Below are 22,693 nucleotides of genomic sequence, written 5' to 3' on the forward strand. Positions count from 1 at the left end.
GAAGTGAAGAAGGCAATGAAAAAGATTTTAATTGTAGAAGATGAAATCGCCATTTCAATGGTGTTAAAAGCATATATGCAGCGAGCGGGATATGAAATCATTCAAATATATGATGGCTCGCTTGCATTCACAGCATATAGAGAGCATGAACCTGATCTTGTCCTCCTTGATGTCATGCTTCCTGGAATGGATGGATGGACAATTTTGGATAAAATCCGTGAAAGTAGCTCTTGTCCGGTTATCATGTTGACAGCACTTGGAGATGTGGATTATCGTTTGTCTGGATTTAAATCTGGTGCAGATGATTATATATCAAAGCCATTTGTAGCAGACGAAGTTGTAGCAAGGGTCCAAGCAGTCCTTAGAAGATCACCAGCTTTTGCTGATGAGGAAAATGAAAACTCTAAACAATTGGGAAGCTTGAAGGTTGATTTTAACTCCTATCAGGTCCATTTAAATGAAGAAGAGATACCATTCACGCCACGTGATCTTTCATTATTCATGTTCTTGGTGAAACATCCTAACCAGATTTTCACAAGGGAACAATTACTCGATCAGGTTTGGGGAATCGATTACGATGGAAGTGATCGAGCGGTGGACCTTGCTATTAAACGAATAAGGAAATCACTGGGGAAATGGCCTGATACAGAAGGAGAAATAAAAACATTACGTGGAATGGGGTATCAGCTGCTTGTCTATGAAAATTAAGAAAAGAACGACACTTATACGCTATTGGACAACCAGATACTTAATTACACTGACAACGGGTTTGCTCATATTATCAGCTGTTTCATTTTGGTGGATGGAAAAGACTGCTTTAGAATACAGACTTAATCTGTTGAAATATTTAGCGGAAGAAACAGCTGACCGTGCAATAAAAGGAAATGGACAAATCGTTGTTGGACCTACTCTCTCGAAAGCGATTGAAGAACGGGAAAAAATGATTAATCTAAATAAAACCCCGATTATTTACATTGTAGAGCCCGATGGGGAAATTATTTCTACCATTCCTCAAATCTATATTGACAGCAGTTCAAGTAAACTTCCAGCTGCTATTATGAACCATAAGCAAACGGTTCAGAAAGTGAAATTTGAAAAGGCAAACGAAGTGTATATCGTAAAGTCTCCAATCATAGATCATGATGAAATAAAGGGCTGGGTGATTATTGCCCAGGAAGAAGCATCTTTAAATGAAATCAACACGGATCATGGGATGCTTGCTGTAATGATGTGTGGTCTGTTGGTTCTTGGTTGGGGTGTTATCTATGCTCTTTCTCGGAAAATCTCGATACCGATTCAACATGTAGCGAATGCTGCGGCACAAATTCGTGAAGGGAATTATGATATTCAACTAAAAGAAGAAGAGACACGGGAAGAGGAAATTTATGAGTTGGTCGAATCATTCAAAGAAATGACAAATCGGTTAATTCAAATGGAGAAATTGCGAGCCGAATTACTTGCTGGCGTTACACACGATTTGAAAACTCCAGTTACATCCATCAGCGGCTTAATTCAAGCAGTCAAAGATGATGTCGTAACCGGGGAAGAAAGCAAGGAGTTTTTGGATATTTCGCTTAAAGAGACCCACCGACTGCAAAGAATGATTGAGGATTTACTTGATTATAATTCGCTGTCAGCTGGCTCATTTACCATGCTCATGGCGAATGCAGATATAAATGAATTTCTTCGAGAAATGTCGTATCGCTGGAAAATGACGCAAGAGGAGCAAGACTTTGATCTACATGTCAAAGTGCCTGATCAATCTATTATTGGCTATGTCGACTCCTTCAGACTCCAACAAATTATCATCAATCTGTTGAATAATGCAAAACAAGCATTATTGGAAAATGGAGAAATTGAAGTTTCTTTGTATGAAGAGGAAAATGAAATTCGGATTGATGTAAAAGATAACGGAAGAGGTATACCAATACATGAGATAAATTATGTCTTTGAACCTTTTTACAGAGGCGAGAAGAAGAAGCTTAAAGTAAGGGGATTAGGTTTAGGTCTTCCGTTTAGTAAAATGCTCTCCAAAGCACAAAAAGGAGATATTACACTGAAAGAAAGCAGTGAAAACGGTACAACCTTTACAATTCATCTTAGAAAAGCGAAGACTTAAAACCTAAAAGAGACATCCCTAAAGCCACTTTTACGGATTAGATTTTTTAATAGTATGACGAGCTACTAAAAAGATATCTAAACAGCTGAAACTGTTTTAAACCATCAAAAGAGGCTGCCTATTGAGACAGCCTCTTTTGATAAATGAGTATTAATTGATCAAACTAATCGCTCTCCACAATTGGATATGGCGAACTTGACGTGGCAAGAAGCGTCCCATTTCTTCTTCATTATAGCCAGCATGTAAATTCTTTTCATCAAAGATAATAGGGCGGCGAAGCAAATCAGGATTTTTTTGAATGATCTTGCATAGCTCATTTAATGGTGTTGTATTAATATCAATATTTAAATTTTTGAATTTTTTTGAGCGCGTTGAGATGATTTCATCTGTGCCACCTTCAGTTTTACGAAGGATTTCCTTAATTTCTTCAACACTTAATGGTTGTGCATATAAATTACGTTCTGTGTAGGCAATATCATGTTTGTTTAACCAGGATTTTGCTTTTCTGCATGCTAAGCTGCTTGGAGTAGTATAAATAGTAACCAATTCAATCGACTCCTTCTAGAAATTTTAATAGTTTAAGTATTCAATGTATAGTTATTGTTTGTTTAATGATGAAGTAACGGGTAAATTACGAAACTCTCATCTGAAATAGTACGTTACCTTTTTCATTAAGTTCTGCGGTGAGAACATTGATTGCTTTTCTTGATACTCTTACTTTACCGTTTGTTTGTGTCAGCTACATGTCAGACTTCTATATTTTCTAGAAAAATTAATTTTGCTACTATTATACTGGTTTTAAAGGCGACAATACTCCCATTGATGGAAGTTCCACTTTAAATTAGACGATCTTGTTGTCGAATGTGATAGTGTTTATCCCGGTTTAACAGGCTATAATCCCCCCACCTCAATTTTGAGGGATAAATAGGTGGGGGGATAAATAGTCTAATCTAGCTGCGGCTCCTAGCCCTTCTGAGGTCATAAGCTGTAATACTCTGTGGCAAACTACGCCACGCCGTATTCCATCTTACGCTTGTCGAGGCTGAGCAGTCACCTCGCTTTTTGAAGTAAATCCCCAATTGGTGAGATACAGTGAGACTACCGCTGTGCTCTTTAGCCGTTTAGTTGAACCAATCGGGTTCGTACTGTCACTTTATCGAAGGTTTAGCGACAGTAGAACGGGACTAACCATCAAAACCCCCCCACTGATGAAAGTTTCACTTTATGTTTGTTTTCAATAGAAAATTATTCTTTCATCCTCATTTATGATATAATCGACGAACACTATTGAATGAATGAAATGAGGAACGATTTTGTTAACTTTTGAAGAGAAATTAAAGATTATTGAAGCATTTCCAGAATTAACGAGAAAAGATGTTTCACTTGGAAGAGTGAATTTTCATTATGAAGAAAGTTTGCATGAGAAAAAAATTGTTGTGCAGCATCTACACCCGAATGGAAATGGATTTGTGTTTGCCAGACATCTGCCTAAGAAAGAAAGAGGACCTAAAGGATTCGTGAATATTAAGGATTTTTCTGAGGCTGAGTTGAAGAAAATCATTGCATCAAGCCTTGCTTATTTAGCAGAGCCATTTGAAGAAGTGGAAGAAGCTGAAGATGAATTTGCGGACCTTGAGGGGATCTGGATTGGTCGTGACAAACAGGAGCTGACTTTAGTTCATGAGGACTTGTTATGGAATATTTATTCAGGCACTAATATTGAAGAATGCTTCGAATCCCCAGTTGAGGCAGAGCGTTATTTAATGGAAGAACGCTTCAGAAAAAAGAAGTAAAAGCCTTTTAATTGTAGAAAAATAGGAGGAATTGTCGATTGTTATTTGGGTAATTGCCTTGTTTTTTTTCTAAAATACATGATATACTATAATCAATTATTTTTGTTCGGAATAAGATTCATAGAAGGAAGTACCTTTATGGTTTCCTCTTGAAGACATTATCCTAGATCAAGAATAGTAATAAAGGGATTTTTTCCAAACAGGAGGCACTATACATGGTACAAGGTAAAGTAAAATGGTTTAACGCAGAAAAAGGTTTCGGTTTCATCGAAGTTGAAGGTCAAGACGATGTATTTGTACACTTCTCAGCTATCCAAGGTGAAGGTTTCAAAACTCTTGAAGAAGGTCAAGAAGTTTCTTTCGAAATCGAACAAGGCGCTCGCGGACCACAAGCTGCTAACGTTCAAAAATAATTTTTGATTCTATAAGAAAAAGGCTCCATTTTGGAGCCTTTTTCGTGTTTTAAAAACCTATTTTAAAAGAGTGGTAGTTCATCCAGGTTATTTTCCTTAATCCCGTCCGGCTCACTTCGTAAAATATCTCGTCCATATTTATGGAAAACATCTACGTGAGCAAGTTTTCCATCTTTTGCTTCAGATAGAGCGGTAGGGTAATCTAGCTCTCTGCCAACATTTGTTTTAACGGCAATGATATTACCCTCCTCGTTTTTCCGAACGGCTTCAATATATTCCTTGCCATCATCAATCTCTGGAATTATCCGACTGTCTGTAGCTTCTTGTTCCCTATATTGATTGTATGCATCTTCAAAACGATCCATTTTGTATGCCACCTCCTATACATAGAATAAGCAAATACAATAAATGTATACATAGGAATATAGCAAATTCGTATTTGTTCATTGAATGGTTAACTAAAGATTTAGCGACAGGAACAAGGGGCTCCATTAGTTGAAAAAAATCCGCCGTCTATTCATAGGACGGCGGATTTTTCAAACTTATTTTGTTGAGCCCTTAATTTCGTTTTGAAAACTTCTGTGAACTTTTGAATTCGCGAAAGGTCTGAATCTTGATACATCTGCTCAATCTTTAATGTAACGGCTAATTGTGTGTTGGCAAATAACATGTCGCGGAACTGGTTAACAGCTCCGCAAAAATGATTGTAGTTTGTTTCACCTGTACCAAATACGCCGGTAACTAATGGCGTTACGTGAGCAACTTCTAATTCTTCATATAATGGAACGATTTTTGCGGGTAAATCTCCATCGCCCCATGTATAAGTACCTACCAATAAACCTTCATATTGGGAAATCGTGCTGAGATCAAAATCTTTGATTCTAAATAGCTCTGCTTCCGGCAAAAAAGAAAAAATGGCTTCTGCTAGGGCTTTTGTATTACCCCCGGCAGAATGGTACACGATGGCCGTTTTCATAGCTCATCGAATCCATTGCTTGCATTGACCTGACTATACGTTCTAGATTTTTGTTCAAAGAAGTCTGTTTTTGTCAGTCTGATTGATTCATCATCAAAGGTCTTAATCCAAGGCATTGGATTTTCTGGATATTCCTTATAGAGATTATCCAATCCAAATATGCGTAATCGTTTATTAGCAATGTATTCAATGTATTCGTAAAACTCTTCTAAATCAAGGTCTGCTTTTCCTTGAATGTCTTCAAGCATATACTCTGACCATTCTTTTTCTAAATCAACAGCTTTTTCTAACGTTTCATAAATGAATTTCGTGTTGCTTTCATTGTTCAATTCTGGATATTCATACATTAAAATTTGTACAAGCATTCCGACAAAGTCAAAGTGGACCATCTCGTCACGGTGAATATAGGAAATCATCGTTGCAGAACCAGTCATTAGGTTTTGACGGCCTAAATTGTAATAGAAGGCAAAGGCAAGATAGAAATAAATACCCTCGAGATTGGTCGAATGTATTAAAGCTTCGAATAAATGTTGTGGACTTGGATCATCAACAAATTTTTGATAAGCATCTACAATGGGTTTATTTCGTTTTACAACTTGTGGATGCTGTTTAATACGATCAAACAATTGCTTCTGCTTATTTAAAGGAATCAAAGAAGCTAGGATGTAAGAGTAGGATTCGTTATGAATGGATTCTTGCTGTGCCATATTTGCAAGGATGGCCTTTGCGGCAGGGTCTTTAACATATCGAAGAATCTCCACTAGTGTTGGTGTTTGCAAGCTGTCCATGCCAGCGATCATCGTAAGAATGTCTAGAAAAGCGTCTTGGATGTCTTCGTCCAAATCTCCCCACTGCTTTTTATCTTGAATCATGTTTACACTTGAAGGCTTCCAAAAGTTATTGATTAGCTGTGTATAGACATCATAAAATTTTTCATATTGAATATCATTCCAGAGGAGAAAACCGGATCCCTCACCTTTGAATACCCCTGTTGCCTTTGTAGGATATGTTGGTTCTAACAAGCGGATTTTTTTAATGTGAGTTGTCATATAATCGCTCCTTTGTTTATAGGGAATATAAGTTCGTATCAAGATCGTATTAAAAGCTGAATAAAAAGGGAACCTTTTTATTCAGCAAATGTGTACGATTATTTTTTTAATAAATTTACTACTAATGAGGCGCTAAGGCTTTTAACTAGAACAGCTTTCGCATGCATTATCATATTCAGAAGAAGTAGAACGAACGTAGTACGTTGATTTCATTCCGCTGTTCCATGCGGTCATGTGTATATCAAGTAAATCTTTCGCTTTAATTGTGTTATGAACGTACAGGTTAAAACTGATAGCCTGATCGATATGACGCTGACGAGCTGCGTTATGTCGAATACTTTCTTTTTGCGATAAGTGGAATCGCGTTTTTTTATAGTATTCATAGGTTGCTGGTGTTAATCCTGGAGCCGTTACCTTGAACTTAAAGTTTTTCTTTTCTTCGTAAAATTCAATTTCATATAACGGGTCGATTCCATCAGTCGAATTTCCGATTTTAGCGGTCGATGAATTCGGTGCAATCGCCATCAGGTAACCGTTTCGGACGCCGTGTTTTTGCACTTGTTCTTTTAATGTTGTCCAAGCTTCATCTTGGTAATTTCTAAGTTCGAAGTAGTTGCCTGTATTCCAATCAGAGCCTTCATAATATGGATAAGCACCTTTTTCTTGTGCCAGCTCACTTGATGCTTTGATTGTTAGAAAAGCAATTTTCTCATAAAGAGTGTCAGCTAGTTCAACTGCTTCGTCTGACTCCCAGTACATATTTTTCGTAGCAAGCAGGTGATGCCAGCCAAATGTTCCTAAACCAATCGCACGGTATCGTTTATTTGAGATTTCCGCTTGCTTGACAGGAAGATTATTCACGTCAATTACATTATCAAGCATCCGTACTTGAATCGGGATAAGCCGGTCTAATACTTCATCACCAACAGCGCGAGGCAGGTTGATGGAAGACAGGTTACATACAACAAAATCACCACTCTTACGAATCATGACAACATCGCCATCTTCTGTCTCGTATTCTTCTGTAATTGAAGAAGGACTTAAGTTTTGCGCAATTTCTGTACATAGGTTCGAACAATAAATCATCCCTTTATGTTTGTTCGGGTTTTTGCGGTTCACTTCATCCCGATAAAACATGTAAGGAACGCCTTCTTCTAACTGAGAAATCATAATACTTTTCATAATTTCAATGGCGTTGATTTTTTCAAACGCATAGGTTGGAAGAACACCGTTTTTGGCTGCTTCTACTGCAAGTGCGTAATGTTCACGGAAGCTTCCTTCCCCTTTTTTCTCATCATAGAAATCTTCAAGTGAGAATCCAAGTGTTTGCTTGACTGTATGAGGATCAAATAAATACCATTCTTTGCGATTCTCTACAGCTTCCATAAAAAGATCAGGAATACAAACGCCAGTAAAAATATCATGTGCTTTCAGACGGTCGTCGCCATTTTGTGTTTTTAAATCAAGGAAGCTCATAATATCTTTATGCCATGCATCAAGATAGATCGCAATTGCACCTTTTCTCTGTCCAAGTTGATCGACACTTACTGCTGTTTGGTTAAATAGGCGAATCCATGGTGTTGTACCTGAGCTGTTGCCTGAGAAGCCACGAATGTCCGAACCGAGTGAACGGATTTTACCGACATAAAGCCCAACGCCGCCGCCAAATTTAGAAACTTTTGCAGCATCATAGTTTGATAGATAAATGCCATCAATCGAGTCTTCAATAGCATCAATAAAGCAAGAACTTAGTTGTCCATGTGTCTTCCCAGCGTTCGAAAGAGTAGGCGTTGCAACGGTCATGTAGAGGTTTGACATGGCCCAGTATGCTTCTTTGACGAATTGAAGTCGATATTCTTGCGGTTCAAGACGCATGATTTCCATTGCAATGATCATAAACCGTTCTTGGGGCAACTCGAAGACCGCGTTGTTCGTTGGGCGTGCAAGATATCGATCGTTTAACAAATAGAGACCAATATACGAGAAGAGCTTGTCTTTTTCAGGATCAATGGTTGAGCCCAATTCGTCAATCTCTTCTTTAGTATAAGCATCAAGTAATTCAGCTTTATAAACGGGGTAGCGTTGCCCGTCTTGGACGCTGGACATTAAGTGAATCAATTCATAAAGGGAGCCATATTTTATCCCTTCATAGCCTCGATTAGCCTGTGCTTCACGATACATGGAGTTCAATAACTCAGCCGCTGCGACGAACGTCCAGTCTGGAGCGTCAATGTCGACACTTTCAAGAGCCATTTGGATCAGTTTCTTGGAAGTTTGCTCTTCTGTCGGATCATCTTGGCGATCAAGCCACTTCATAAAGCGTTTTTTATATTTGTCCATGTCCAATTTGCCTTCGAATTCTTTGGATAGGTGGTTTAATTGTAGTGAGTTTGCATTTTCTGTTAAATTTTCCACATCAGGAAAGGCGAAAGAATTATTAATTGGTAGGTTCATAGTAAGTTCCTCCTTAAATACAATCAAAAAAACGTAGCATTTTTTGTGAAAATCCGATTCGTAATAGTCACACACGGTGAGTGAATCAAAACATCTTGCAACATAAAAACTGTTTGTTTGCAGATAATCTTTTCATTCACTCACATAAGTTAGAGATTCACTATATCTAGTTAGGTGAATTGGTAGGATTATGTCGACCCTACTGTTCATATCGGTAAAGCATGGTTTTAGCATCTAAAGCTTAATTTCTATATATAGATATATTTATGGTTTTCAACATCTATATATTGTGATTCGCTCCTTATTATCCTAATGGATAAATAAAAATAAATCAAATCTTGATTTTTATAAAAAGTATAGTTTCTGCTGAAAAAATTGTGGAATAAGTGCCTGAATTGCTTATTCTATCAAATGGTTGCTAGACTGAGCAAGGATGAAGAAGGTTTAAAAAAATTAATTTTGATGCATGATTGATTAGGCAGCATGGAGTATCATCTATTTTCAGTAATTTGCGTAGGAGCTAATTAATAAACTTGCAAGTTTGAAATGTGTTTTGCAAAGAACTTTATGCTAAAATAGAAGAATTGAAACAATTTTATTTTAAAGGGGTAATAACGTGGAAAAAGTACTTGTTTTCGGACATAAAAATCCAGATACGGATACAATTTGTTCAGCAATTGCGTATGCCGATTTGAAAAGACAATTAGGAATGAATGCAGAGGCCGTTCGTCTAGGCGAAGTGAACGGTGAAACACAATATGCACTTGATACATTTAAATTCGAAGCACCACGCTTGATTACAGCAGCGAAAGGAGAAGCTTCTGATGTGATATTGGTAGATCATAATGAGCGTCAGCAAAGTGTAGATGACATTGAACAGGTTCGAGTCATTGAAGTCATTGATCATCACCGAATTGCGAATTTCGAAACGAGCGATCCGTTATACTATCGCGCTGAGCCAGTTGGTTGCACGGCAACGATCTTAAATAAAATCTATAAAGAAAATAATCTTGAAGTACCAAAAGAAGTTGCAGGGCTGATGCTTTCTGCGATTATTTCTGATTCATTATTGTTTAAATCACCAACATGCACAGAGCAAGATGTTGCGGCTGCCATGGAATTAGCAGAAATTGCTGGGATTAATGCGGAAACATATGGTCTTGAAATGCTCAAAGCAGGAGCAGACCTTAGTGACAAAACGATTTCTCAACTCATCACGCTAGATGCTAAAGAATTCACAATGGGAGATGCTAAGGTTGAGATCGCCCAAGTAAACGCAGTCGATGTGAATGAAGTGTTAGCGCGCCAAGCAGAATTGGAAGCAGCGATTGAGGCTGTAATCGCAGACAAAGGATTAGACTTATTCCTATTTGTCGTAACTGATATTTTGACAAACGATTCTGTCGGACTTGCACTAGGTACACAAACTCAAGCTGTTGAACGTGCGTATAATGTCACATTGAATAATAAAATTGCTGTTCTTCACGGTGTTGTATCACGTAAGAAACAAATTGTGCCTGTGTTAACAGACATTTTCACGAAGTAATAAATGTAAAAGAGGTTGTCCCATAAGGGTCTGACCTCGCACTCTAAAACAGTATGTAGTGTTTCATACACTAATCTTGTACTGTATTTAGTTGTTGCGGGGTCTGACCCTTTGCTTTTTGGGCAGCCTCTTTGTTTAGATTAATTTACTGTCTCGACTTTATATGCAGCTAGTTTTTTGAGCAGTTGTGAGCTTTCAGTATCAAGACCTTTGAGTTGGACCGTTTTACCGTGTGCTCGGTATTTCAAGATAATCTTATCCACTGCATCTACAGCAGAATCGTCCCATACTTTTGAGCGACTAAAATCAATAACAACACGATCAATTGTTTCCAGCAGGTCAAATTGTTTCACGAAGTCTTGTACGGACGCAAAGAACAGAGGACCTCGTACGTAGTATAAAGTCTCTTTGCTGGTTTCAACTACTGTCTATTCAACTCGCACCTTAGAAGCTTTAGCCGAAAAGAAAATCATGCTTAAGATTACGCCGGCAAATACACCTTTTGAAAGATCATTTGTGTAAAGAACAACGATTACTGTTATTAGCATGACCAATGTGTCGGTGATCGGAACCAGATGCAGTTTTTTCAGTGATGACCAATCAAATGTACTAATTGAAACCATAATCATCACGCCAACAAGGGCTGCCATCGGAATTTTCACAAGAACATCATTTAATAGAACAATTAATATTAATAGAAAACCACCAGCAACAAAGGTAGAAAGTCGACCGCGACCGCCGGATCTAATATTAATACCTGATTGACCAATCATGGCACAACCAGCCATGCCACCGAAAAAAACCGCAACGATATTCGCGATACCCTGGACCCGTGCTTCTGTGTTCTTATTACTTTCTGTGTCCGTTAAATCATCTACAATTTGAGCGGTTAATAAATTCTCTAGTAGTCCTACAAATGCTAATGCAAGTGAATAAGGAAGAATAATCATGAACGTTTCCATCGTAAATGGAACGTTAGGAAGAAAGAACGTAGGTAACGCTTGTGTGTAAGTTCCCCTATATCACCGACTGTCCGCACAGAAGCTCCTGTCGTGACAGCGATAATGGTCATGACAACAATCGTAATAAGCGGGGATGGAATGACTTTAGTAACATAAGGAAATAAATAAATAATCGCAAGTGCACCTGCAGTCATCACGTACATGACCCATGATTCACCGACAAAGTGAGTCAATTGTGCAGAGAAAATTAAGATCGCCAGTGAATTGACGAAGCCAACCATAACAGGTCTTGGGATAAATTTCATCAGTTTGCCGATTTTAAATACGCCAAGGAAAATTTGGATGATTCCCGTTAAAATGGTCGCGGCTAATAAAAACTGCAAGCCGTGATCTTTAACAAAATCAACCATGACAAGTGCCATTGCTCCAGTAGCGGCTGAAATCATTCCAGGGCGGTCACCTACAAAGGCAATGATAATTGCAATGCAAAATGAGGCGTACAAGCCAACCATCGGATCAACGCCTGCAATAATTGAAAATGCAATCGCTTCGGGAATTAAGGCTAATGCAACAACAATGCCCGATAGGATATCGCCACGTGTATTGCCAAACCATTCTTGTTTTAATCTAGCGGTATTCAAATAAACACTCCTTTATCTAAAAAATATTCATGAGCATCTAATCCTAACTAAATCGATGAAAAAGGTTCAGGTTCTCAAATTGCATCACCTAATGAAGGTGGCTTTGCTGCGCTGGTTTTGCGAAGCTCCGCCCCTTTTTTCCACAGAAAATGACTTGATTAAATAGGAAGCGTGTGAAAATGCAACGGAATTGATTATAGCATCCGTCTTTGGCAATGAATAGAGTACATAGCTACCTAATTAAAGACAGGCGGTTGCCTCAAAACCAAAGAGAAAGCGTGATCATCTGAAGGGTGTAGCTCTACAATGGATCTAGTTTGCCCATTCCGCAATATTTACTAGAGAAAAAATAGGATTAGAGACAAGTGATGATGAATATCTTGGGAAATACAGCAGGAGTTTTCCTAATCGCTGCTGAACTGTTAAACGTAGAAAGCAAGGGGGAGAGTCGATGGGGAAAATTTTATTAACATCAGCTGGTTTTTATACAGATGCAATTAGAAGTCGTTTTTTGCAATGTTTTAAAACTAAACCGGAGGATGCTAGGATATCCATAATAACGACAGCTTCAATTAATGAGAAATCGAATAACGAGTGTGCTTTAAAGATATTGCGTGATTTTCATGAAATGGGAATGAAGAATGTTCGTTTTGTAGATATTGAGTTTGAAGAACCTGAGACACTCCGGCAATCAGATGTCATTTATTTGAATGGCGGTAATCCATTTTATTTATTGCATCATCTCAAAAGGAGTGGGGCAGATACGGTTATTCGAGAGTTTGTCGAAAATGGTGGGCTGCTGATAGGAGTAGGCACAGGTTCTATCGTTCTTGGCCCTGATATTAAGTTGATGCAACATTTCTCTCCAGAAATGGATTCGGTAGGCTTGGATGATTTAACAGGTTTAGCGCTAACGGATGTACGGATTTTTCCACACTATGGGAACGAAACGTTGTATCCTGATAAACAAGGAAGAAGAGTTGAAGAGCGTTTACTGGAGTTTGAACGGGCGAATCGTTGTTATGTTAATCGTCTTAGAGATGATGGTGCAATTGTCATTTAATAGTTGGCTATTGCTGAAACAAATGAGGAATGTAAATGTTATGTAAATTTGTTGAAAATCATGATCCTTCTATTATATGCTTTAATACATAGAAGCTAAGATTAGGAATACAGTTTTGGTTTAATAAAAGGAGGATAAATAATGAGTGTTCGTCAAGGGTTTGAAGAAGAGCTTTTTGCACTTAAAAATTTGGTGCTTGAAATGGGGACAAGAGCAGCTAATGCATTACATGAATCCATAGAAGCTTTAGTCGCGCAGGATATTGATCGAGCTCTAAAGGTTATTGATAAAGATTATAAAATTAATCGAATTGATCAGGAAATAAACGAAAAGGTTATTTGGCTTATTGCTAAGCAACAACCTGTTGCATCAGATTTAAGGAGAATAATTTCAAGCATAAAGATTTCAACAGATTTAGAAAGAATAGGGGATTTGGCTGTAAATGTTGCAAAATCAACCATTCGTATAGGCGAAAAGGAATTATTTAAACCATTATATGACATTCCTTTGATGGCTGAAAAAGCAGCTTCCATGCTAAATCAAGTCATGCTGGCTTATGATGTACAAGACGAGGAAAAGGCCAGAGAAACAGCAGAGCTTGATAATGAGCTTGATGAAATGTATGGGAAACTTACCCAAGAGTTATTAGAATATATTGCTCAAAATCCTGAAGTAACGTCTCAAGTTGCCCAATTATCATTTGTTTGTCGCGATCTAGAAAGAGTCGGTGACCATGTAACGAATATTTCCGAAAATATTGTTTTTATGGTAAAAGGTCAGCTATACGACTTAAACAGTTAAGTCTTCATGGAAGTTCTGGAAAATACGTAAAGAGCATATTGTAAGGCGTGTGAATTGGCACACGTCTTTTTTGATATCTCACAAATAATGTTTTCATAATAATGAGAAAATGATAGAATTATAATGCAAAAAGAAATGAATGATCATTTTACGATATTACCCAATTATAGAAATGCAGGGATTTTGCTCCTGACAAAAAATTAAGTTATGCAGCTAGAAAAATGTTGAAAGCTGTCAGATTTTATCTAAATTCAATATGAACGCGGTACTAACAATACTTTGAACAAATTACTAATGCTGAATAAATGGCAAGTTACTTGACAGCAAAAAGCGTACGAATATCCTGAAGAAGAAAAAAAATGACTATCAGAATCATGTGAATGAAAAATACATATGGATGAATACGACAAATAAATGAATCGTAACGGAGGATGTTCAATGAAGATACGCGAGTTTACATTAGGGGACTATGTAGAGGTAGCAAATGTTTGGGAACAGGCAGGAATTACAGTATCAGCTTCAGATTCACTCAAAGGGATTGTACATAAAGTAGGAAGAGATTCAGAGTTGTTTTTAGTTGCAGAAGAAAACGAGAAAATCGTTGGGTCTGTGATGGGCTCGTATGATGGACGCCGGGGCTGGATCAATCATTTAGCTGTTCATCCTGATTATCAAGGAAAACGAGTGGGTAAATTGATTATGGAAGAATTAGAACAGAGGTTAAAAAGAATTGGTTGTAAAAAAATCAATCTCTTGATTGAATACGATAATTCAAAAGTAATTGGCTTTTATGAAAATCTCGGGTATAACACAGATGAATTGGTGTTTATGGAAAAATGGATTAAGTAAGGACTTGTACAATTAGAAAAATATCAATGAAGGTGTCCAATTTCGATACGGGACATCTTTATTTGTTTTTTTTTTCGTTTACGCTTTAATAAAGTTAGTGTAAACTACGATGCTTATTTCAATTTATCCCGTATTAACGGAAAGTCAAAACCCCCACTGATTGAAGTTTCGCTTTATTAAAAAATAGGTTTGGATAATAAAGTGGGGAAGGGCATCTTTAATTTTATCCCAAAATAGAAAAGAAGGTGAAAAGAATTTTGGGATTGAATACAACTTTAATAGGCCTTATGATAAAATGAGCCTTTTGTTTAGCGCACCTAGAAATGAGGATTAAGAATGACTAAAGTGAAAGAAATCGTACCAGGTTTAGTTTTATGTCTCGTAATCGCTTGTTTCTCCATCTTAATCGCAAATACATTCTCTTTATTTGGAGCAGGAACATTTGCAATTATTGCCGGGATTATTGTCGGCAATATTGGTACTGGTAAGATGAAGCGGTTCAATGCAGGAACGAAATATTCAGAATCTAAATTGCTTTATTATGCAATTATCTTATTAGGCGGTTCTATCAGTTTACATTCAATTGTAGAAATTGGTTTTTCTGGAGTGACTTTTATCCTGTTACAAATAGCAATAACGCTGATGGCTGCGCTTTGGATTGGAAAAAAGTTAGCACTTCCAGAAAACTTTCGGCTATTAATGGCGAGCGGAAATGCTGTTTGTGGATCTTCAGCGATTGCTGCGACAGCCCCTGTTATTCAAGCTGCGGAAAAGGAAAAATCACTTGCCATAACTGTTGTCAATTTAACCGGCACTGTCCTCATGTTTGTTTTACCCCTTGTAACAACATTGCTATATAAACAAGAGATGCAACCATCGTCAGCATTGATTGGAGGGGTGCTTCAATCAGTTGGACAAGTTGTAGCAAGTGGAAGTATGGTAAGTGAAGTCGTAAAGGAAGAAGCTACGGTGTATAAAATGGTCAGGATCTTATTGCTTGGTGTTGTCATTTATGTGTTGATGAGATATAGCAAGAAAGCCCCTGTTGAGAAGAGTGAAAAGGAGAAGAGTAAAAAAATAAAATTGCCAATCCCTTGGTATATTTCAGGATTTTTACTACTATGTGCATTACATAGCCTATTTGCCTTTCCGAGCCTACTGCAGGAAGTGATACAAAATACCGGAACTTTTCTTGAAGTAGTAGCTCTTGCGGGAATCGGATTGAGAATAAAAATGAGAGATTTAGTTGAACAAGGTGGGAAGGTCGCCATCTATATTGGGTTATTGTCAGTTGTCCAAATACTAGCGGCTACGCTTCTGATTGCATGGCTTATTCTCTAAAAGTGAAGGTGAATTGATTTAAGATTGCCAATCAGATGGGGAAATCTCCTTTTCTTACTTGCTAGTTCGATTAAATGGAGGGTATAAAGTAAAAATGAGGAAAGGATCCGATCCTTTCCTCATTCTTCATCTTTATGAAACGACTTCAGTAGAAGGCTGTGCTTTTCCTTGTTTATGCACATTTACATGCTGTGGAAACTCTTTCACTTCATTGGTCGTTTTTACTGTTTTGTAGATTTCTATATAACGGATATGATGGTCTTCCATATCTTTTATTTTGAAGCAAACCTCTTCATGTTCGATGATATCGCCTTGCTTAGCCTCGTAATTCTCTGATAAGATCCAGCCGCCGATTGTATCCATATCTTCATCGATGATTTCAAGTCCTATCAAATCATTCACTTCGCTGATTAACACTTTACCATCAAGAATATAATGATCTTCCTTCATTTTCTGAATTTCAGGAATTTCGTCAAGGTCAAACTCATCACGAATATCGCCTACGATTTCTTCTAGGATATCTTCAACTGTCACTAATCCGGAAGTTCCGCCGTATTCATCCATTAAAATAGACATATGAACACGTTCTTTTTGCATCTTCACTAGTAAATCATGAATTGGAATTGTATCGATCACTCGAATAATTGGACGAACGTAACGTTCAATTGTTTGGGTGGATTGTGTTTTATTTGCAATCATTTCGGTGAACAGTTCCTTAATATTAACCATCCCAATGACGTGGTCTTTATCGCCGTCAATCACAGGATAGCGGGTATATTTTTCTTTTGACATCACGCTGAAAAATTCTTCTATCGTATCATTAATCGATAGGGTCGCAATCTCAGTACGAGGTACCATAATTTCTTTGGCAATCCGATCGTCAAATTCAAAAATGTTATTCACATATTTAAACTCTGATTGGTTAATTTCACCATTTTTATAGCTTTCAGACACGATTATACGAAGTTCTTCTTCTGTATGGGCCAATTCATTTTCTGAAACAGGCTCAATTCCAAACAATTTCACGAGCAACCTAGCTGAACCATTTAAAATCCAAATAAATGGATACAAGATTTTATTAAATAAAATCAATGGTCTAGCTACAAGTAAGGTTATTTGCTCAGCTTTTTGAATGGCTACAGTTTTCGGTGCCAATTCGCCAACTACCACATGAATAAAGGTAATAAAAGCGAAAGCAATGGCAAACGATATGAAATGTGTAACAGAAGTTGGCATGTCAAATTGCGTCAATAAAGGTTTAAGCAACTCTACAATCGTCGGTTCGCCGAGCCACCCAAGTCCGAGAGCTGTGACAGTAATTCCAAGCTGACAGGTTGAAAGGTATTCATCTAGATTGGAAATAACATGCTTAGCTGGGACTGAATTGATTCTACCTTCATCGACCAACTGATCAATTCTTGAACTTCTCACTTTCACAATCGCAAACTCCGAGGCTACAAAAAATGCCGTCAAAGCAATTAAAATGGCTATGAAAACCAAGTTTATTATGTCCAAATAGTCTCCCTTAACTCGTCGCGAAGACGAATAAGGAGTCCACCTCCTAAGATATTAAAAAATAAGTTGTTTGGTAAATTCGTATAATTTTTGCACCGTTGAAATTAAGCGCAGTGACCAGTGGCATACGGACGGGAAATAACTTTGACCTGTCTTGCGATAAGAATAATATTTCTACCTGCATTTTGGTCAAGGAAAAATTGTGTGTTTATTCGTCCATTCATTAATACCCCATCTAATCACCCCTGCTTAAAAATTAAGTAAATACGTTTATTATAGAAAAGGAAAGCCATATCGTCAAACTATAAAAATGACCTAATATCGCTATTATTTTAACTATATGGCTTATTATGAACATATATTAGCCTTTTTCAAAAGATCTCATGAATGTTTGGATTGGTAAGTTTGAATCTTCTTCTTGGAAAAAATACGTATGATGTCATGTTTACTGGGCAATTATGACTAAAAGTGTGATAAATAATAGAAGGTGAGAAAAGATGAGTAAAAAAATAATAATAGGGGTATTATTAAGCATGATGCTTGTAGCTTGCCAAGCAAAAGCTCAACCTGAAGGAGAAGAAGTCAGTAGTCAACTGATTCCTTTGACCGCTGTGATTAAAATAGAAGGGGCAAAGGAAAGTGGTACAGAAGTGAAACTGGTTGCTTCAGTCATGCAAGGATCGAAGGCGGTAGAAGAAGCTGACGATGTGGTCTTTGAGGTTCGTAAAGCGGGACAAGATGAGAGAAAAATGCTACCTGCCGAACATATGGCTAAAGGGGATTACAGTAGCAGCTATACATTTGAAGAAGAGGGAAAATACTACGTTGTTGTTCATGTAACTGCGAACGGTTTGCATGTTATGCCAGAAAAAGTGATTGAAATTGCAAGTAAATAATTAGATTCATATGGATAAAATCGATTTAAGTAGTTATTTATTGGGGTATAACAAAAAAATGGAAAAACGAATGAGGTGAATTCAGATAATGAATCATTGCATCCAGAAATTAAGAAGTAAAGGGATCAATATTGCAAAAACGAAGTCACGTCATGATATTTTCTCGAATTTATACCAAGTAGATCCAAGCTTATTAGTTGTCGGTATCCAGCAAGTTCAACCATCACAGATAAAGAAGTAAAAGACCATTGTATAAGTCAATAACTGAGGTTGTCCCGTAACGAAAGGGTCAGACTCCACATCTATTAGGTATAGAGTGTGAGGTCTGACCCTTATTTTTGGGAAAGCCTCTTTTTTTTGCATTACTCAGCAAGAATAAAAGTAGAGCCAAGCTTATATACTATGTATAAAACAATGAAGACTAGGAGTTTACGATGTCAAATTTGATTATGAATATATTATTGTTCTTTCAAGAGATGGGTTACCTAGGCATTGCATTAGGCTTGATGATTGAGATTATTCCTAGTGAGCTTGTGCTGGGGTTTGGGGGCTATTTAATCGGCACTGGCGTAATTAACTTTTGGGGTGCACTGTTTGCTGGTGTTATTGGAGGGACGTTTGCTCAGTTGTTTTTGTATTGGGCGGGGTATTTTGGAGGTCGGCCATTTTTACTTAAGTATGGGAAATATATTTTCATTAAAGAAACGCAAATTGATGCTGCAGAACAATGGTTTGAGAAATATGGCGTGGGTGTCGTATTTACTGCGCGATTTATTCCAATTGTACGCCATGCAATTTCGATTCCAGCAGGGATTGCCAAAATGACATTCGTGAAATTTACTGTCTATACGATAGCGGCTATGATACCATGGACAATCCTGTTTTTATTGCTAGGTAATATGCTTGGTGAGAATTGGTCACAGATCAAACATATTGCTCAGCCAATCGTTCTGCCGATTATTATCGTAGCAATAATAGGAGCCATTATCTATACGCTTTGGAAAAGAAAACAAGAACCGCCAATCATCATCGTATCCAAAAGAAAATAAAGTTCAACTAACCATCAGTGTTTTTTTCATCCTCACTGATGGTTAGTTGAACCGGGATAAAGCAGAAATCAAAGGATCTGACCCTATCTTACGTGTATGTAACACGAAAAAGGTGAAAAAAACGGGGGATCCTTTGAGATATTTTTCCAGGTACAAGCATGTTGATCTTTCTTATCCTTCTTCGGAAAGAACTTGTTTATCCTCTATCAGGACTCTTTGAATTTCAATATAGCGAATCATATGATCTTCCATTTTATTTACTTTGAAGGTAAAAGATTCTGCTTCTAAACAATCGCCTGTTTGGATTTCGTAATTCTGTGTTAGAACCCAACCGCCAATAGTATCAATGTCCTCGTCTTCCAAGTGAATCCCCAGTTTATCATTGATGTCCGAAAGCAGGGTTTTACCGTCAACGATAAAATGCTCTTCTGTTATTTGGCGGATGGGAGGAATTTCATCTACATCGAATTCATCGCGAATTTCACCGACTATTTCCTCTAATATATCTTCAACGGTTACCAAGCCTGCTGTACCGCCATATTCGTCCATGAGTATCGCCATGTGAACTCGCTCTTTTTGCATTTTTATAAGTAAATCTTGAATCCGGGTATTCTCCATCACTCGGATAATAGGTCGTGTAAATGCTTCTAGGGTAATGGCTTTCACTTTTTTATTTTTAGTAATATCAGAAAAAATTTCTTTAATATTCACCAGTCCAACAACATGATCCTTGTCATCTTCAACAATCGGATAACGGGTAAACCTTAAGTCTTTCGCATGTTGGATAAAATCTTGTAGCGTATCATCTTTTGAAAAATTGACGATATCGGTACGAGGAACCATGACTTCTCTCGCAGTTCGGTTGTCAAAATTAAAGATATTATTCACATATTTATATTCGGATTGATTAATTTCTCCGCTATTGTAGCTATCGGATAATAACATTTTCAATTCTTCCTCTGAATGAGCAACATCACTTTCTGAGGATGGCTTTATGCCAATGATACTAGTAATAAAGCCAGCTGAATGGTTTAAAACCCAAATGAACGGGAATGCAATTTTATGGAACCAAATGAGAGGTTTCGATACTAGCAGACTTACTTGCTCTGCTTTTTGAATAGCAATTGTTTTCGGTGCCATTTCCCCAACGACAACATTTAAAAAAGTGACGATTGAGAATGCGATAAGAAAATTTAGAATTTGGCTGAATTGCGCTGGTATATGAAATATTTCAAGAATCGGTTTGAGAATATGCCGCATCGTTGGTTCTCCAAGCCAGCCTAAACCTAAGGCGGTAATGGTAATCCCAAGTTGAGTGGCAGATAAATATTCATCTAAATTAGATATGACCTGCTTGACTGCGGGTGCTTTCGGATGTTGCATCTCAATTAATTGATTAATTCTTGAACCCCGAACACGGATAATAGAAAATTCTGATGCAACAAAAAAAGCGGTTAAAATAATCAGTATGATTACCAAGAGTATTTTTACTATGTCCAAACGCTAAGGAACGAAAAGAATTCGTATTAAGAAAGAGGGAAATAAAGTTTGTTAAAACGTCACATCTCACTAGATCGTACGAATTATTTCGTACCGGTCACCTCCCAATAAATTATGTCAAAATGAATACGTGATCTCTTTCATACTTATAGCTATAAATAAGTATTGATTAAAGGCCAATGATCCACGATATTTAGCCCTATATATAGGTATTACCTAATTCACTTCACTCTATTTTATAAAAAAAATAGACATTCAGTCAAAATTAAACGGTCGATTTCTAACGAATGAAGATAAGATCAAAAAAAAAGCCACAATCATTTATTGATCCAGGCTGGAAAATACAGAAAAATAATGAGGAAAATAGCATCATGAAGTCAATAATCATCAATCATACACAAGGCATTCGAATCGTAAATGTTGTTAGTACATCATTGGAACTGCATGTTAAAGAACCTTGATTCTTTTCAATGATTTCTTTGCATACAAATAATCCAAGTCCTGTACCGCGTTCTTTGGTTGTAATGAATGGTTTGAAAATATCGCGAATCATATCCTCTTGAATTTTTTGACCGTTATTGGAAATGTTTATGGTCAGTTGCTTTGATCGTTCTTCTGTTGTAGAAATATCAATCATAGGATTCACATTCTCAATGGATAATACATCTAAAGCATTTAAAATAATATTTAATAGAACTTGACGAAATTCTTCTTTTGAACCAGAAATTAAGATATTGTTCGCCAGTTTCGTATTAATGTTTGCATTCACTTCAAGAATGCTTGGATAGAGGAATTCAATTACCTCTTGAATTAAGTGGCCAATATCAAATATATTTTTTTCTGATTCTTGTGTTTCCTTTTTTGAGATATCTAAAAACTGAGTGATCCTCGAATTTAGCTGTTGAAGTTCAGTTGAAATAATGTCTAAATATTTTATATCAGGTGTTTCCGCCTGAAGGAGCTGAACAAATCCCATAATAGAAGTAAGTGGATTTCTAAATTCATGAACAAAACTGGACGTCATTTTTCCGAGAAGGGTAAGTCTCTCTTTATGAGTTTGACTTAGAGTATCACAATGGTCCTTTACCATTTCCGACTGTAATTTCGAATAGTAGGAAATTGAATCAAATAAAAATTGATCTATGCAAGAATTCATTAATTTTAAGATCGATTGACTTTCTACTGTAGACATGTTCTGTAGCAATAAATGATGTATAAGAATGGAACGTCCACTTGAAACATGATTAATAAAATCCACAATAGGTGTTCCGGCTTGTAATCGTTCGTCTGCTATGGTATGTGCAAGCTGTTTTACCGCATGATCTGTATGAGCATCCTTGTGCATGAAAGATTGAATCAATAGCTCAATAAACTGTCCAAAATGCAATGGGATTTTATCGTAAAAAGGATCTTCTGGAGAATAAAAGATTTGTTCGTTCCATTCATTGAATATTTTGTTTTTATTAGTTATGAGAAAATCAATCGCTGATTCTTTAATGGATATCATTTGAACCTCCAATTGAAAAATCCGACATTGTATATGTATTTTCGCCAATAGATTAAAAAACCCTTTTTTTTGACAGGATGGTCATTAAATATTTTCCATGCATAGCTGAAATGACTGAAAATCAACCTCTTGGGATATCATAACCTGTTATTAAATAAATAGAAAGGAGTCATAAAACAATATGGAACTTTGGCAAAGGATGGGTAAGAAAAGTATGTA

The 22,693-nt window shown here is 37.0% G+C and carries 20 protein-coding genes and 1 pseudogene; 12 read left to right on the forward strand and 9 right to left on the reverse strand.

The genetic code is table 11. The features are described from left to right. The first annotated feature begins 15 nt into the window (after positions 1-15). Positions 16-708 carry a response regulator transcription factor gene (locus tag AC1MGI_RS10045; protein WP_480349571.1) on the forward strand — a complete coding sequence of 231 codons (693 nt, stop codon included), beginning with the start codon at positions 16-18 and terminating at the stop codon, positions 706-708. Beyond that, entirely contained in the window at positions 698-2,119 is a 1,422-nt protein-coding gene (locus AC1MGI_RS10050) for a HAMP domain-containing sensor histidine kinase (RefSeq protein ID WP_480349760.1), read from the forward strand. Before AC1MGI_RS10045 ends, AC1MGI_RS10050 begins: the two co-directional genes overlap by 11 nt. Positions 2,120-2,269: 150 nt before the next feature. Here AC1MGI_RS10050 and spx read toward each other — a convergent pair whose 3' ends face one another. Next, the gene (gene spx, locus AC1MGI_RS10055; RefSeq protein WP_062182566.1) at positions 2,270-2,665 is read right to left on the reverse strand and encodes a transcriptional regulator Spx; all 396 of its coding nucleotides are present in this window, start codon (positions 2,663-2,665) and stop codon (positions 2,270-2,272) included. Positions 2,666-3,432: 767 nt separating this feature from the next. On the opposite strand from spx, the gene AC1MGI_RS10060 reads away from it, so the two are divergent. After that, a complete protein-coding gene (locus AC1MGI_RS10060) occupies positions 3,433-3,912 on the forward strand; it encodes a hypothetical protein (RefSeq protein ID WP_480349572.1) in 480 nt (159 codons plus the stop codon). Between the two features lie 215 nt (positions 3,913-4,127). Next, entirely contained in the window at positions 4,128-4,325 is a 198-nt protein-coding gene (locus AC1MGI_RS10065; RefSeq protein WP_028393295.1) for a cold-shock protein, read from the forward strand. A gap of 62 nt (positions 4,326-4,387) precedes the next feature. On the opposite strand, the gene AC1MGI_RS10070 is transcribed toward AC1MGI_RS10065, so the two are convergent. The 4 genes from AC1MGI_RS10070 to AC1MGI_RS10085 all read right to left on the reverse strand — a co-directional run bounded on the left by AC1MGI_RS10070 (position 4,388) and on the right by AC1MGI_RS10085 (position 8,804). Further along, positions 4,388-4,690, reverse strand: coding sequence for a DUF3892 domain-containing protein (locus AC1MGI_RS10070; RefSeq protein WP_480349573.1), 303 nt, complete (start codon positions 4,688-4,690; stop codon positions 4,388-4,390). 152 nt (positions 4,691-4,842) lie between these two features. Continuing rightward, positions 4,843-5,301, reverse strand: a complete 459-nt coding sequence (locus AC1MGI_RS10075) for a flavodoxin domain-containing protein (RefSeq protein ID WP_480349574.1) — start codon at positions 5,299-5,301, stop codon at positions 4,843-4,845. Continuing rightward, a complete protein-coding gene (locus AC1MGI_RS10080; RefSeq protein ID WP_062182554.1) occupies positions 5,298-6,350 on the reverse strand; it encodes a ribonucleotide-diphosphate reductase subunit beta in 1,053 nt (350 codons plus the stop codon). The genes AC1MGI_RS10075 and AC1MGI_RS10080 overlap by 4 nt, the downstream gene beginning before the upstream one ends. Before the next feature lie 141 nt (positions 6,351-6,491). Beyond that, entirely contained in the window at positions 6,492-8,804 is a 2,313-nt protein-coding gene (locus AC1MGI_RS10085) for a ribonucleoside-diphosphate reductase subunit alpha (protein WP_480349575.1), read from the reverse strand. Between the two features lie 616 nt (positions 8,805-9,420). Between AC1MGI_RS10085 and AC1MGI_RS10090 the strand changes: the two genes are divergently transcribed. After that, a complete protein-coding gene (locus AC1MGI_RS10090; protein WP_480349576.1) occupies positions 9,421-10,350 on the forward strand; it encodes a manganese-dependent inorganic pyrophosphatase in 930 nt (309 codons plus the stop codon). A 140-nt stretch (positions 10,351-10,490) separates the two neighbouring features. On the opposite strand, the pseudogene AC1MGI_RS10095 reads toward AC1MGI_RS10090, so the two are convergent. Continuing rightward, positions 10,491-11,953 (reverse strand): annotated as a pseudogene (locus AC1MGI_RS10095) (SulP family inorganic anion transporter). Positions 11,954-12,404: 451 nt separating this feature from the next. On the opposite strand from AC1MGI_RS10095, the gene AC1MGI_RS10100 reads away from it, so the two are divergent. The 4 genes from AC1MGI_RS10100 to AC1MGI_RS10115 all read left to right on the forward strand — a co-directional run bounded on the left by AC1MGI_RS10100 (position 12,405) and on the right by AC1MGI_RS10115 (position 16,007). Continuing rightward, a complete protein-coding gene (locus tag AC1MGI_RS10100) occupies positions 12,405-13,016 on the forward strand; it encodes a Type 1 glutamine amidotransferase-like domain-containing protein (protein ID WP_480349577.1) in 612 nt (203 codons plus the stop codon). A gap of 141 nt (positions 13,017-13,157) precedes the next feature. After that, positions 13,158-13,817 carry a phosphate signaling complex protein PhoU gene (gene phoU, locus AC1MGI_RS10105; protein ID WP_480349578.1) on the forward strand — a complete coding sequence of 220 codons (660 nt, stop codon included), beginning with the start codon at positions 13,158-13,160 and terminating at the stop codon, positions 13,815-13,817. Between the two features lie 438 nt (positions 13,818-14,255). Further along, positions 14,256-14,666: a GNAT family acetyltransferase gene (locus tag AC1MGI_RS10110; protein ID WP_062182535.1), complete on the forward strand. Its 411-nt coding sequence runs from the start codon at positions 14,256-14,258 to the stop codon at positions 14,664-14,666. Between the two features lie 336 nt (positions 14,667-15,002). Continuing rightward, positions 15,003-16,007: a YeiH family protein gene (locus tag AC1MGI_RS10115; RefSeq protein WP_480349579.1), complete on the forward strand. Its 1,005-nt coding sequence runs from the start codon at positions 15,003-15,005 to the stop codon at positions 16,005-16,007. A 132-nt stretch (positions 16,008-16,139) separates the two neighbouring features. Here the strand turns inward: AC1MGI_RS10115 and AC1MGI_RS10120 are convergent, their stop codons facing one another. Beyond that, positions 16,140-17,522 (reverse strand): hemolysin family protein, encoded by a 1,383-nt coding sequence (locus tag AC1MGI_RS10120; RefSeq protein WP_480349580.1) that lies wholly within the window; start codon positions 17,520-17,522, stop codon positions 16,140-16,142. Positions 17,523-18,019: 497 nt separating this feature from the next. On the opposite strand from AC1MGI_RS10120, the gene AC1MGI_RS10125 reads away from it, so the two are divergent. The 3 genes from AC1MGI_RS10125 (at position 18,020) to uptA (ending at position 19,467) form a co-directional block, all read left to right on the forward strand. After that, entirely contained in the window at positions 18,020-18,418 is a 399-nt protein-coding gene (locus AC1MGI_RS10125; protein WP_480349581.1) for a FixH family protein, read from the forward strand. Between the two features lie 88 nt (positions 18,419-18,506). Continuing rightward, positions 18,507-18,659: an Lmo0850 family protein gene (locus AC1MGI_RS10130; protein WP_480349582.1), complete on the forward strand. Its 153-nt coding sequence runs from the start codon at positions 18,507-18,509 to the stop codon at positions 18,657-18,659. A gap of 193 nt (positions 18,660-18,852) precedes the next feature. Beyond that, positions 18,853-19,467, forward strand: a complete 615-nt coding sequence (gene uptA, locus AC1MGI_RS10135; protein WP_480349583.1) for an undecaprenyl phosphate transporter UptA — start codon at positions 18,853-18,855, stop codon at positions 19,465-19,467. A 171-nt stretch (positions 19,468-19,638) separates the two neighbouring features. On the opposite strand, the gene AC1MGI_RS10140 is transcribed toward uptA, so the two are convergent. Both AC1MGI_RS10140 and AC1MGI_RS10145 read right to left on the reverse strand, forming a co-directional pair. Beyond that, complete coding sequence (locus tag AC1MGI_RS10140; RefSeq protein ID WP_480349584.1) at positions 19,639-20,967, reverse strand: hemolysin family protein; 1,329 nt, start codon at positions 20,965-20,967, stop codon at positions 19,639-19,641. A 391-nt stretch (positions 20,968-21,358) separates the two neighbouring features. Next, on the reverse strand, positions 21,359-22,474 hold the full coding sequence (locus AC1MGI_RS10145; RefSeq protein WP_480349585.1) for a histidine kinase N-terminal domain-containing protein: 1,116 nt from the start codon (positions 22,472-22,474) through the stop codon (positions 21,359-21,361). Positions 22,475-22,693: the final 219 nt, after the last annotated feature.

This window comes from Peribacillus sp. BM1 (assembly GCF_056679975.1).

Bases quoted from the DNA above. Each gene is read 5' to 3' on its own strand.
- AC1MGI_RS10100 (WP_480349577.1), top strand. From the start codon at position 12,405: ATGGGGAAAATTTTATTAACATCAGCTGGTTTTTATACAGATGCAATT.
- AC1MGI_RS10050 (WP_480349760.1), top strand. From the start codon at position 698: ATGAAAATTAAGAAAAGAACGACACTTATACGCTATTGGACAACCAGA.
- AC1MGI_RS10125 (WP_480349581.1), top strand. From the start codon at position 18,020: ATGAGTAAAAAAATAATAATAGGGGTATTATTAAGCATGATGCTTGTA.
- AC1MGI_RS10130 (WP_480349582.1), top strand. From the start codon at position 18,507: ATGAATCATTGCATCCAGAAATTAAGAAGTAAAGGGATCAATATTGCA.
- AC1MGI_RS10085 (WP_480349575.1), bottom strand. From the start codon at position 8,804: ATGAACCTACCAATTAATAATTCTTTCGCCTTTCCTGATGTGGAAAAT.
- AC1MGI_RS10115 (WP_480349579.1), top strand. From the start codon at position 15,003: ATGACTAAAGTGAAAGAAATCGTACCAGGTTTAGTTTTATGTCTCGTA.
- AC1MGI_RS10070 (WP_480349573.1), bottom strand. From the start codon at position 4,690: ATGGATCGTTTTGAAGATGCATACAATCAATATAGGGAACAAGAAGCT.
- AC1MGI_RS10110 (WP_062182535.1), top strand. From the start codon at position 14,256: ATGAAGATACGCGAGTTTACATTAGGGGACTATGTAGAGGTAGCAAAT.
- AC1MGI_RS10080 (WP_062182554.1), bottom strand. From the start codon at position 6,350: ATGACAACTCACATTAAAAAAATCCGCTTGTTAGAACCAACATATCCT.
- uptA (WP_480349583.1), top strand. From the start codon at position 18,853: ATGTCAAATTTGATTATGAATATATTATTGTTCTTTCAAGAGATGGGT.
- phoU (WP_480349578.1), top strand. From the start codon at position 13,158: ATGAGTGTTCGTCAAGGGTTTGAAGAAGAGCTTTTTGCACTTAAAAAT.
- AC1MGI_RS10065 (WP_028393295.1), top strand. From the start codon at position 4,128: ATGGTACAAGGTAAAGTAAAATGGTTTAACGCAGAAAAAGGTTTCGGT.
- AC1MGI_RS10075 (WP_480349574.1), bottom strand. From the start codon at position 5,301: ATGAAAACGGCCATCGTGTACCATTCTGCCGGGGGTAATACAAAAGCC.
- AC1MGI_RS10045 (WP_480349571.1), top strand. From the start codon at position 16: ATGAAAAAGATTTTAATTGTAGAAGATGAAATCGCCATTTCAATGGTG.
- AC1MGI_RS10145 (WP_480349585.1), bottom strand. From the start codon at position 22,474: ATGATATCCATTAAAGAATCAGCGATTGATTTTCTCATAACTAATAAA.